This window comes from Flavobacterium arsenatis (assembly GCF_031456785.1).
GTDB lineage: Bacteria > Bacteroidota > Bacteroidia > Flavobacteriales > Flavobacteriaceae > Flavobacterium > Flavobacterium arsenatis.
The window spans coordinates 148,101-160,622 of sequence record NZ_JAVDVI010000003.1 but is presented as its reverse complement, the minus strand read 5'-3'; the positions used below and the strand labels follow the sequence as shown (position 1 = coordinate 160,622).

General features: G+C 34.7%; 12 protein-coding genes and 3 tRNA genes. All 15 read right to left on the bottom strand.

From position 1 onward, the window contains the following. Position 1: 1 nt before the first annotated feature. The 15 genes from J2X31_RS04785 to J2X31_RS04715 all read right to left on the bottom strand — a co-directional run bounded on the left by J2X31_RS04785 (position 2) and on the right by J2X31_RS04715 (position 12,494). Positions 2-73 (bottom strand) — tRNA-Thr (locus tag J2X31_RS04785). A gap of 79 nt (positions 74-152) precedes the next feature. Next, positions 153-233: transfer RNA gene (locus J2X31_RS04780), tRNA-Tyr, on the bottom strand. 132 nt (positions 234-365) lie between these two features. Next, a tRNA-Thr gene (locus J2X31_RS04775) sits at positions 366-439 on the bottom strand. Positions 440-531: 92 nt separating this feature from the next. Further along, a complete protein-coding gene (gene hpf, locus J2X31_RS04770) occupies positions 532-834 on the bottom strand; it encodes a ribosome hibernation-promoting factor, HPF/YfiA family (protein WP_310024888.1) in 303 nt (100 codons plus the stop codon). Positions 835-869: 35 nt separating this feature from the next. Next, complete coding sequence (locus J2X31_RS04765; RefSeq protein ID WP_310024887.1) at positions 870-1,763, bottom strand: tyrosine-type recombinase/integrase; 894 nt, start codon at positions 1,761-1,763, stop codon at positions 870-872. Between the two features lie 72 nt (positions 1,764-1,835). Further along, positions 1,836-2,030, bottom strand: a complete 195-nt coding sequence (rpsU, locus tag J2X31_RS04760) for a 30S ribosomal protein S21 (RefSeq protein WP_026704157.1) — start codon at positions 2,028-2,030, stop codon at positions 1,836-1,838. Positions 2,031-2,101: 71 nt separating this feature from the next. Then, positions 2,102-3,271 (bottom strand): acyl-CoA dehydrogenase family protein, encoded by a 1,170-nt coding sequence (locus J2X31_RS04755; RefSeq protein WP_310024885.1) that lies wholly within the window; start codon positions 3,269-3,271, stop codon positions 2,102-2,104. Between the two features lie 192 nt (positions 3,272-3,463). Then, positions 3,464-4,336, bottom strand: a complete 873-nt coding sequence (locus J2X31_RS04750; protein WP_310024883.1) for a ComEA family DNA-binding protein — start codon at positions 4,334-4,336, stop codon at positions 3,464-3,466. A gap of 10 nt (positions 4,337-4,346) precedes the next feature. Then, on the bottom strand, positions 4,347-4,574 hold the full coding sequence (locus tag J2X31_RS04745) for a PspC domain-containing protein (protein ID WP_310024882.1): 228 nt from the start codon (positions 4,572-4,574) through the stop codon (positions 4,347-4,349). A gap of 51 nt (positions 4,575-4,625) precedes the next feature. Further along, on the bottom strand, positions 4,626-5,894 hold the full coding sequence (locus tag J2X31_RS04740; RefSeq protein WP_310024881.1) for a DUF2851 family protein: 1,269 nt from the start codon (positions 5,892-5,894) through the stop codon (positions 4,626-4,628). A 188-nt stretch (positions 5,895-6,082) separates the two neighbouring features. Further along, positions 6,083-6,256, bottom strand: coding sequence for a DUF8506 family protein (locus J2X31_RS04735; RefSeq protein ID WP_310024880.1), 174 nt, complete (start codon positions 6,254-6,256; stop codon positions 6,083-6,085). A gap of 2 nt (positions 6,257-6,258) precedes the next feature. Continuing rightward, positions 6,259-6,834 (bottom strand): ATPase, encoded by a 576-nt coding sequence (locus tag J2X31_RS04730; protein WP_310024879.1) that lies wholly within the window; start codon positions 6,832-6,834, stop codon positions 6,259-6,261. 47 nt (positions 6,835-6,881) lie between these two features. Continuing rightward, positions 6,882-8,243, bottom strand: coding sequence for a pyridoxal-phosphate dependent enzyme (locus J2X31_RS04725; protein WP_310024878.1), 1,362 nt, complete (start codon positions 8,241-8,243; stop codon positions 6,882-6,884). A gap of 237 nt (positions 8,244-8,480) precedes the next feature. Next, positions 8,481-10,466 (bottom strand): putative porin, encoded by a 1,986-nt coding sequence (locus J2X31_RS04720; protein ID WP_310024876.1) that lies wholly within the window; start codon positions 10,464-10,466, stop codon positions 8,481-8,483. Between the two features lie 108 nt (positions 10,467-10,574). Further along, a complete protein-coding gene (locus tag J2X31_RS04715) occupies positions 10,575-12,494 on the bottom strand; it encodes a S8 family serine peptidase (protein WP_310024875.1) in 1,920 nt (639 codons plus the stop codon). Positions 12,495-12,522: the final 28 nt, after the last annotated feature.

Here is a 12,522-nt window from a genome sequence, read left to right as displayed (position 1 = left end):
GAGCCAATGTCGGGAATTGAACCCGAGACCTCTTCCTTACCAAGGAAGCACTCTACCCCTGAGCTACACCGGCAGAGTTCTAATTTCAGATTGCAGATTTAAGAATTTAGATTTAAAACCTCAAATCTACAACCAAAAGCCTAAAACTTTAGTGGGGAGAGCAGGATTCGAACCTGCGAAGTTCTCACAGCAGATTTACAGTCTGCCCTCGTTGGCCGCTTGAGTATCTCCCCAGACAATTTATGATTTTAGATTAATGATTTTAGATTTAATCCAAAACCATCACCAACCACAAATCAAACCTTTTTTATTTTTTGCCTTAAATAGAAATCTGAAATCTAAATTCCGAAATCTATAATTTTTAGAGCCGGCGGAGGGACTCGAACCCACGACCTGCTGATTACAAATCAGCTGCTCTAGCCAACTGAGCTACGCTGGCAAATACAATAAAAAAAGTCCGCTATTTCTAACGGACTGCAAATGTATATCTTTTTGTTTTTTAATCAAAACATTTTTAATAAAAAATTCATATTAAATATGAGTTCTAATTTTTTCTTTTCTCTTAACCAATAATCGCTCTAAAGCTTCTGCTGATTGTTCTACCGCTTCTTCAAAAGTCTTACATTGTTTTTTTACCATAAAATCATCTCCCGGGACGTGAACTTTTATCTCCACAATCTTATTTTCCTTATCGCTTGTTTTTTCAACCTTCAGAAAAACATCTGATGACACTACCTTATCATAATACTTCTCCAGCTTATCCATTCTTTCTTGGATAAAATCTACTAACTTTCCGTCAACAGTAAAGTTAACTGCGTGAACATTTACCTTCATAATCGATATTTTAATTGGTTATACATTTCGAATTACTATCTGTTTCTTGGATGAGCATCTTTGTACACTTTTTTCAACTCACTTAAACTACTATGAGTGTAAACCTGTGTTGATGCCAAGCTAGAATGTCCTAATAATTCTTTAACTGAATTTAAGTCGGCCCCGTTGTTTAAAAGATGAGTCGCAAAGGTATGCCTCAAAATATGCGGGCTCTTTTTTACCTTCTCGGAGACATTACTAAAGTAGTAATTTATTAATCGATAGACAAGTGAATCATTCAATTTAACGCCTTTTTGAGTGAGAAAGAAAAACTCAGGATTGACAATCACCTCTAAATTAGACCTTTCCCGAAGATATACCTTTATTTGTTTTGATATAATTGGCAAGACAGGCAAAATTCTTTCTTTATTTCTTTTACCCAAAACCTTGAGTGTATTAGTAACCAAATCAACATTACTCACTTTTAAATGAATGAGTTCGGCTCTTCTAATTCCAGTTGTGTAGAACAAATCAATGACAAGCTTATCTCGCAGACCTTCAAATCCGTCCGGATAAACTATCTTAACAAGCACATCATCAAGTTCTTTTTCTGAAAAAGGAATCTGGATTTTTTTTGGAGATTTCAAAGCTTTGTGCTTCAAAAGAGGACTTGCAGTTATTTGCTTCGTCTTGAGCAGAAATTTATAATAGGCTTTTAAGGAAGATATTTTTCTGTTTACCGAACTATTAGAAATTCCACCGTCGATCATTTCAACAATCCAGCTACGGATTTGACTGTAATTTACTTCATCTATATTTTCCTGTTCGAAATTAACTTTATTGAATTTCTCAAAATCAAGCAAATCATTACAATAAGCAGTAACGGTGTGAGGAGAATAATTCTTCTCCTTTTCCAAATAATCTTTAAAAGACAGCTTGTTATTTTCCATAAAAAAAACCGTTAGCATCAAAAGTATAAAACTTTGATGACTAACGGTAAGTATTTATCAAAAAGACTTAATTTAGTTTTCTAAATTATCTTTCATGTTTTGAATATAAGCAGCTTTCTGAATTTTCATTCTGTTCACAACAGATGGTTTCGTGAAGGCTTGACGTGCTCTTAATTGACGAACAGTTCCTGTTTTATCAAATTTTCTTTTGTAGCGCTTTAATGCTCTATCGATATTTTCTCCGTCTTTAATTGGTATAATTAACATAATATGACACCTCCTCTCGTTAAGGGTGCAAATGTAATCATATTTTCGGATTACAACTTACTAATTCCGATTTATTTTACCGCAGGTTTATAATTTTGTTTATCAATGATCATTTTCGATAAAATTTCTTTTAAAATTTCTGAAGTTCCTCCACCGATTGGCCCCAAACGGCTGTCTCTCCATAAACGAGCTAAAGGATATTCTTCCATATAACCATAACCTCCCAACATTTGCAAACAGCTGTAAATGGTTTCGTCAGCCACTTTTGTAGATTTCAATTTTGCCATTGTAGCCTCTTTCACTACATATTCTTTTTGGTTTAATCGTGCAACTGCAGCATAATTGAAGATTTTGCAATGCTCAACATCTGTAGCATGCTCAACTATTGTGTGACGTAATGCTTGGAATTTATTAATTGTCGTTCCAAAAGCTTCTCGTTCCGACATGTAACCAATTGTATATTCAATTGCATATTCAGCTCTTGCATGTGCATTTATTGCCATTATTAATCTTTCAAGTGCAAAATGTTGCATGATATAAGGAAAGCCTTTTCCTTCTTCTCCCATTAGATTTTCTAAAGGAATTTCAACATTATCAAATGCAATTTCTGCAGTATCTGAAGCCCTCCATCCTAATTTATCCAATTTTGTAGCGGCAATTCCTTTTAAATTTGAATCTACTAGAAACATACTTATTCCTTTGTTGCCAGATTCAGGATTTGTTTTTGCAGCAACTATATAATAGTCTGCATAAACTCCGTTTGTAATGAACGTTTTTGAACCATTTATGACATACTTATCTCCTTGCTTTACAGCTGTAGTTCGCATTCCAGCAACATCACTCCCTCCAAAAGGTTCAGTAATACACAAAGCTCCAATTTTATCTCCAGAAATACTTGGTGCTAAATACTCCTGCTTGATTCTTTCGTCTCCTTCGGCATTTAAGTGTGTCATTGCTAAATAGGCATGAGCCCACATTGCAGCTGCAAAACCGGAGGATTTAACTTTTTGAAGTTCTTCTAAAAAAACTACTGTATAAAATAAATCCAAGTTCATTCCTCCATAAGCTTCCGGATAATTGATTCCGAAGAAGCCCATATCGCCAAATTTTCTCCAAATGAAGCGTTCGATTGTTCCTGTCTTTTCCCATTTTTCAATGTGTGGAACTACTTCCTTTTGCAAAAAATCTTGTAGACTCTTTCTAAATGATTCGTGTTCTTCTGTAAAATATGTTGAATTCATATAAATATAAGTGAGTGTTTTTATCTTATTTTTTTAGAATTCCAAATATAAGGCATTTATTTTTTTGTTTTAAACAGAAATGTTATTATTTTTTATCAAATCCGCAATTTAAGAAACATTTAAGTAGTAATGAATCATTTTAGGGAAAATACAAAAGCTAGTTTTATGAGAACATACATTTATATTTCAAAGCTAATACTTCAAATATTTGTCAATTATGCTTATTTTTTCAATAGGAAAGCCTTTAATGTTCACCAAATCTTCAGCACTTTTAATTCCACCCTTCATGCTTCTGTAGATCACAATTTCCTTTGCCAAAGCATATCGAAAATAAGGAAATTGAGTCAGCTCTTTTATTGAAGCATTATTGATGTCTATTTTTTCTATTTCGGGTAATGTTTTAATTTCGAAATGTTTGTTGAGATTTTCTATAACTTCAGGAGAAAGTCCCCAAATATCCTGCATCTGCTCCATGGTCATAAACGCCCCGAACTTTGCCTTTTCTTTCAATATCCTTTCAGAAAGTGCAGGCCCAATTCCATATACTTTTATCAAATCCTCTTGGGTTGCATCGTTAATGTCCATTACCACAATTTTTGGCTTGCTCTTCTCAAATTTTGATTTTGAATAATCAACAAATGGTTTGCTCTTTTTGTTGTTTACCCAATCTGGAAATTTGAAATAAGGCGACATGGTTTTGAGCAATGAATCCGACACCAAAGTGACTTGCTGAAATTCTTGGGCAGAATTCACATATCTATTTGTTTTTCGAAAAGCCAACAATCGGTCAATTTCCTCAACCGACATTCCGAGCTTATATCCTTTGAAATCGGTTATAAAATTTGGATTAAAAGGATAAATCTTGGGCACATATTCTTCCTTTTCTTTTTTCAAAGAATCTACAACAGGCTGAAGTGCCATCCATTTTTGTTTTGCTGGATCCTGATTTTCTACAACAGAAAAATCACAGAAGAAGTATAATAATTGGATACAAATTATGATAAATAAAAGCATAATGATTCCGTTTCGCTGTATCCGCGAAAACTTTAAAAACGATTTTTTCATAGCAAAATTTTTACAAATCGAATACCGACGTGCGTTTTGCCCTAATCAAATCTTTAAGTTTTATCCAGAAAGCCAAAGTTAAATAGACTCCAAACCAAAGGCCTGCAGTTACAAAAGAGATGTAGATGAAGAACAAACGAACGCTACTGGCTCGCATGCCCAATTTATCTGCCAATCGCGAAGTGGCATTAAAGCCGTGCTTTTCGAAGAAATATTTGAGCCTGAGTACGAATGACATTTTGTTCTTTACTTTGGATTGGTAAAATTAATGAATTTAATTAAGAGCTGATTAATTTTTTAAAAGTTCTGTTCCAATTGCACATTCCAAACATTTACCTTTATTGCAGTATTCATTTTTGAGTTGCAACAAGGCTTGAGTTGAAAATGCATTTTCAGATTTGATTCCGAAAGAGGAAAATTTTTCGATTATGGCGTTGTTTTCCGGGGCAACTTCATTTGACAATTCAATAAGATCTTCATAGACTTCTTTGTTTTGGTTTTTGTAATAGGTGAACTGAATTGGTATAATCGTATTGATGATAATCAAATCGATGAACGACTTTGAGAGTTGTTTTTTCTTTTTTGGACTTTCCTTGTCAAACTGATAATGGTTTTGCCAATATGGAGAAACGGCAACATCGAGGATTGAATAAATTTCTTTTGCCTTTTTCACAGTCATCAATTTTGAGAATAAATTGTGCTGATTAAAATACAAATGGGCAAATTGCGACAATCGGATGGTTGGGAAATTATCCGGCCGATGCTTGAAAAACTGTAACGGAGCGACAGTAGTTTTTTCAATTTGGTATTTATGAAGCAAATAAAAATACCTGAATTTTAAATCCTGGAAATAATTATCTTCCTTTTCCACATCAAGTAAACCCGATCTTCCAAAAAGCAAGGCTTCTATATTTTCAACTTCGGCATTTTCTTTTCTAATGATTTGAAAAGGTATTGATGTGGCAATTTTAAGAAAACTTTCGCCATTGGTATTCAATCCGAAGTTTTTCGCCAAGAGGCAAAATAACACGGCTTCCCAATCTTTGCTTAAAGTCTCAAACAAATCCTGGATGGGGAGTGATTTTCGTTCAAGACGCTCCAAAAACAAACGCTCTTTCCAATTTTCGAAAGTAAAATCATTAATTTCTTTCAACTGTTTTTCGCAGAATATCCAAGATTTAGGCGACATTAACGATTGATAATTATCTAAAGAATCTTTAGAAACGTAATGTTTTAATTCTAAAACAGGAATCTCGGTATTGTTCTTCCTGAAAATTTCGGCATCGTGTTCCCAAACTACGTGAAGGATTACGTTTTCATAAGCTTCGTCCCGTTCGTGATGATGCACATACCAATCCGAAGATTTAAGATGGATTTCTACATTTCCAGCCCATTTTTGATTTCCAATAATGATTTGGGCATTAAAAAAATCCGGTCCGGCCAATTGGAGATATTGACCCGAATGCAGAATTGTAATTTGCTCCTTGTTTGAAGTTTCTAAATTCGAAGTATCGAACTTTTTGAATTTCCAGAGATAGTGTAGGAAGTCTTCTTTCATCTATTTGGCGTTTAGTTATTTAATTGGGTCTAACTCAAAACTAAATTAGAAAATATTTATAACTAAAACAACAAAATCAACCATTTTTTCAACAACAATACCACAGATTGAAACTTCACAAATTAAAAAACATAAAAAAACCTAACAGTTTTTGACTGTTAGGTACTTTTTTATAAACTTCAAGTATACTATATTTTTCGCAATTCCGAAGCTTTTATAGTTATAACTTTTCCTTCTCTCATAATTACGACAGATTGATTTTTTTCGATTTTGCTTTGAATTAATCTTTCATAAGATAATTTCAAACCCTTCATTACTTTTGCATGAAAATCATCAGTTTTAGTCACAGCTTTTTTACTCATATCTAGCTCTTAAAATTGTTAATTGAATTCCAACTTTGGTTATCGAAAATTTCGCTTTCTTGATTTATAATTCCTTGAGCGATTATTTCAGGTTGAGATTCATTTTCATAAATCATCCAACTATCGCACAAAGGTAAATAAATTTTAAATAGGTTTTCAATTCCACGTTGGTATCTTCTTGCAACTACTTCACTTGGAATATTATGTCCGCCTTCTGATACCCTTATGGCCACTCTGTTGATTGCCATTTCAATGGTTGGCAACCAAAAAAACAATAATTTTACCTTAAACCCATTTGCTTTTGCTTTAAGTAATTTATGTTTGTATGTTTTGGTAGATAGCGTTGTTTCGAACGCAAAATTTTCATTCGATTTTAATAACGTATCTATTCTTTCAAGCATAATTCTTCCTGCTTCAAAGGCAACTTTTTCAGGTTGAAAAGGCGATAAACCCTTTGCAATCTCGTCTGCATTTACAAACTCTTTGCAATCTAATATTTCTGGCAATATGGTAAAAGAAGCTGTTGTTTTTCCAGCTCCATTACAACCTGCAATAATATAGATGTTTTTTTCTTTCACGATTTTATAAATACATAACAGGTTTTGAAAACCTGTTAGGATGCTATTTATTTTATTGAACCAATAATATCATATTTGGTAATGATATGATGCTTTCCGTTTCCTAAATCAACCAAAACAGCCTGATTGTCTTTTGTGAAAAGCTTTGAAACTTCCTCAATTGGTGTTCCAATTTTCACAATTGGATAAGGTTTTCCCATTACTTCACGGATTGGCTTTTCGGCTACATTCTTATCAGAAACATAACTTTGGAACAAATCTGTTTCGTCAACAGAACCTACAAAACCGTTGATGTCTATAACTGGAATTTGAGAGATTTTATATTTACGCATTCTTTCGATGGCGTGGGAAACCAATTCTTCTGTACGAACTATTACCAATGGCTTGTCGATATGGTCTTTGATAACGTCTTCTGCCTTTTTGATATCCTCATCAAGGAAACCTCTTTCACGCATCCAATCATCATTAAACATTTTACCAACGTAACGACTTCCTGAATCGTGAAACAAAACTACGACCACATCTTCCGGCTTGAAATGTTCCTTTAATTGCAACAATCCCTTGATAGCCGAACCAGCGGAATTCCCAACAAAAATCCCTTCTTCTAGGGCAATTTTCCTTGTATAAACTGCAGCATCCTTATCGGTTACTTTTGTAAAACCATCAATTAAAGAGAAATCAACATTTTTAGGGAGGATATCCTCCCCGATTCCTTCAGTTATATAGGAATAAATTTCATTTTCGTCGAAAATACCAGTTTCATGGTATTTCTTGAAAACAGAACCGTAAGTATCGATTCCCCAAATCTTAATGCTTGGATTTTTCTCCTTTAGATATTTTGCTACTCCAGAAATAGTTCCTCCAGTTCCTACTCCAACCACAAAATGTGTAATCTTGCCTTCTGTCTGTTCCCAGATTTCGGGACCCGTTTGCTCATAATGTGCAATTGCATTCGAAGGATTATCATATTGATTCACATACCAAGAATTTGGTGTTTCTTCTCCCAATTTTTTTGATACTGAATAATATGATCGTGGATCGGTTGGTTCAACATCAGTAGGGCAAACCACAACTCTAGCACCAACGGCACGAAGAATGTCCATTTTTTCTTTTGATTGCTTGTCGGTGATCACGCAAATAAGCTTGTAGCCTTTTACGATTGCCGCCAATGCCAATCCCATTCCTGTATTTCCTGATGTTCCTTCGATGATTGTTCCGCCTGGTTTTAAGCGTCCGTCGGCTTCGGCATCTTCAACCATTTTAACGGCCATTCGGTCTTTTACGGAATTTCCCGGATTAAAGGTTTCTACTTTGGCCAAAACCAATGCATTCACTTCTTTTGTAACCTTATTTAGTTTTACCAACGGTGTGTTCCCGATGGTTTCTAATATATTTTTAGCGTATTTCATTTTTATTTGCTGTTTTATTGCGAAATCCTTGCAAAGGTATTGATATTTAAATGGTTTCCAAAAGTACTATGGCTTTTTCTCTAACCCTGATTACTTCACTATACATTTATTTTCATTTGAGTTCAGTGAATTTCATTTGGAGCAAATAGCTTTTTGTTCTGGGGTTCAGAACAAAAACTATTGTGGAAAGCAGGAATATGGATTGCTGAAAATGCCCGAGCGTTTCGTTCCTAAATTTTATTGGAAGAAATTCCACACTAGACCGAAACGCACCATAAAATCTCTATATGGGTAGCTTGGTGCAGAATAGAAATCGTTGCCTGTGAGGCTTGAATTGAAATGTTCGGCTTTGAGATAGATTCGGGTTTGGCGAATTTTAGCGTTGATGAAGAAATCGAACATGGGAAATTCACCTATTTCCTTTTTATCTTGGACATAGAATTCGCCGATCAATGGATTGTAGTCGTTGGCGAAATATTTGGTAAAATAATTAAATGTTATACCGGTTTGGAGGAACATTGCCTTCTTGAAAAAGTGATCAGAGAAGTAAAGTGTATTTCTCGTAACAAGTTCGGGCACATTCAAGATTGGACTATCCTGATCTACTTTTTGATAGAGAATGGTATTGTCTAGGGCAAATTTGCCCACTCTTATTTCCTTGCTTATTTTTAGGGATAGGTAATTTATAGTATTACCGTATTGCTTTGGCGATACTAGAAGGGTATCTTGTGCAGTACTATTATCGCTGAAATATAGTTTATTGTTTAGGGTTGTTAGCTGTAGCGATGCACTTGCCCATTGCGTTTCGGCTTTTACTTCGAAATTATTTATCTTTTCGTTATTAAAATCGTTTACCCAATTGTAAGCCTTATAGCTACTTTGGTACAGATTGTAGATATGATCGGGCAACTTGCTTATATTTTGGTATTGGAATGAAAACAGGTTGTCTTCATTTAGGGTATAAGTCGCCGTTAGATCTAAATTGGACATTTCTTGGTCTGAAATCGAATTTGAATAAAGTGCTTTTCCGTTCCAATTTCCTTTCTGGTAACGGTATTGACCGCCAACAGTATTGATTCGGTCGCCAATAGAGCTTGGAATTGTGGGTTTATCATCAAAAATCAAGATGGAATTGTAGTAATGATTGTATCTGAAATCTTCGACGAAAAACTGAAATTGACCTAGGGTTTTGTTTTCATAGGTTGCTCCAAGTTTATTGTACATCCTGTTGTAACGGGTTTTGTCTCTGATGTTTCCAGATGTGTAAGAATCTCCAAAACGTTGCACTACAATATCCAGTGGTTCACTTGGAATCAAGGATGTTAGATTTGTTTGGGTGTATTCGAAAAACTTATTTTCGTAATTGAATTGATGATCAATGTATAGATTATTTTCTCCTTCTTCTTTATTAAATCGGAAATGATGGTCAACAAAATAGCGATTTCCATCAAGCAGAGAAGTTGCGTCTTGAAAGTAAACATTTAGCCTTGCCCGATCCCTAAAGTCTTGATCTTTGCCTTCAAAATCTTCTGGATTTGTAATTCCGCCATTTTCTCCGTTGGACATGTCCTGTGAGGTGATGTGCATATTGACTGCGTATCGCTTACTTGAGGTATGATAACTGGTTGTAAAACGAAAATTCCCTGTGCTTGATAGCTGATTGACATATTTACCTAACGAACGGAGCCCTTTGTAGGCTATGGAAAAATTTAATCTCTCGGATGTGTTTACTGCAATAAAAGCGTCTAAAGACTGTCCTTGTTCCATGACCGTCTTGAAATAAAGTTCGGTTAAAGGTGTGGCAACGGAATAATACTTAATTTGGTTGGCTTCTAGAAAATTAAAATGCTTGGCTTTAAACCCGAATTCAGGAAAAGGGGAGAAATCGTTTAAACCAAATTGAAGTGTTTGATAGGTTTGTCCTTCGTTTGCAAATGCTAAAAGTCCGAAACTGTCTCTTCGAAGGTAATTGTAAATATATTCTTTTTGAATTGATAGTGATGTATCGATGTAGGTTGTATCCCTTTCCAGTGTTATAACGCGGTACAGATCTATAGGAGCTTTTGGTGATTTTGGCTTGACATTTTTTTCTGCATCAGGATTACCACTTCTGTCATTAGCAGAACTCTGACTGCTAGGAGCTGGATTCCCTTTTTGCTTCCTTTGCGCAAAAGTTGTTAGCGATAAGAGTAAAAATATAAATAGTAAAAACTTCTTTGCCATCGATGTGAAACATTTGAGCAAAGGTAATTTTTTTTGTGTTAACTAAAATAAAAAACCCGCTATAAAGCGGGTTCAGATTATATTAAAATTACTTAGAATTCTTGTAATTTATATTTTGATAAACTTTCTGGTCAAAGATTGTCCTTCAGAGTCGAATCTAACGAAATAAACACCCGATTGTAAGCTTGAAACATCAATGGTTTTAGCATTCAAATCAAATTTTGGTGTAATAACTTTTCCAGTTACATCAATGATTGAAATGCTGTTGATTTCTGCTAAATTACCAATACTAAAATTTAAAATATTATTTGTTGGGTTTGGGAAGATGCTTAAAGCCTTAAATTCACTTTCAGCTCTATTTAAAGATATTCCTGTTCCAGTTAAAATCAAGGAGAAATTCTGGCTGCCACTGATTAAAGAGTTTTTATGAGTAACTGTTAGAGTGTATTGACCTGTAACTGTTGAACTAACATCAACTCTTTCAACATTGTCTACCACATTGTCACCTTTAATCGCAGCTAGTGAAACATTACTTAATTGTAGTTTCCAAGGAAAAAATGTTTCGGTTCCATTTGTTATTCTTAAATCTAAATCATTCATTAATGCTGGCACACTGCTGTTTAATACATTTGACTGGCTGTTTCCAGCTGGGTCTGTCCAACAAATTGTAGCCTTCAATTTTTCAGGATTGGAAACAAAAAAACTAGTAGTATAGGAAGGGTTTAAAGCATTCAATTCAAGTTCCAGTATAAGTGCCTCATTATTCAAATCTTTTGTAATAGTTTGAGCTGCCTCTTTGGCGTCTAAAAATCCCCAACCAAACCTAGCATCTGGACCTATTCTTTGATTATCATCCAAAGCAGTGTGACAAACCAACCCTTTCAAGGTAGAAGCTCTCATATAACTGTCATTCAAATTATGATAATGCTCCTGTAAAAGCAATAATGAACCTGCAGCATTTGGGGAAGCCATTGAAGTTCCTGTTAGTGTTGTATAAGTTGTATTATCTACATTAGATGTTGATAATACACTTGTTCCCTTCGTTGTGATATCTGGTTTAATTCTACCATCATCTGAAGGTCCCTGACTACTAGTTGAATTTAAAACTAAATTACTAATTTGACCTGTTACTGGATTTAATGTTGGATTTGCATTTGCTACAACCAGATTATTCTTTGCGTTTTTATCCGTTGTAAGCTTATCATAACCAGTCATCAAACCTCCTACATAGCTAGTAGTTCCATTATTACCAGCAGAAGCCACCATTAAGTAATAAGGTGCTGCATAACTAATTAAATCCCAGTCACGTGCATTTGAATCATAGCATCCCATCATCCATGCTGGTGCAGTTTGCACACCTGCATCATTCACAATTGGCACACCATAAGAATGGTTTGAAATTAACAATCCCGCTGCGGCTTCAAGAGTGGCCTCTGTTTCATCATTTGTCCAATTATAAGACTTTAGTGTTGCCTTTGGAGCCATCCCTTTTGCAGAGGCATTTGCTCCTCTAGCTCCAACAGTGCCTGTTACATGGGTTCCATGTAAATTAGTTGCAGGATTAGGATTTGGTGTATCGGGAGTAGAAACCCTAGTTACTGGCGGAACAGCATTATTTAAAAATTCAGTATGGGCTTTTCTTGCATATCCTTCATCCCAAACACCAACAATCATATTTTCACCTTCCAAACTTAACCCTAATTCTCCACCAGGATATAATGAATTTGTTTTTGAAGCTAGTGCACAACTTGCATTATCGGTTGCTCTGTAAATTGGCTTATCATCTATAATATCAAGCAAATCATAGCCCACTCCATTTGACTGGAATGCTCTTTGAATTGATGTATTCCTAGCTATATAATTTTCAATCCTTGCGTTACGTAACTCTTCTTTTTTCTTTAGTAAAGATTTTACTTCTTCCAATCGCTCAACATTGTAGGATTTACTAATCTTTTCTCTATCGTTTTCACTTTGAGCCAAACCTAGCGAAGTGGTGAGTAAAATTCCAAAAAATATACTTTTGTTCATAAAATTAAATTATTAAAGCGGTAAATAT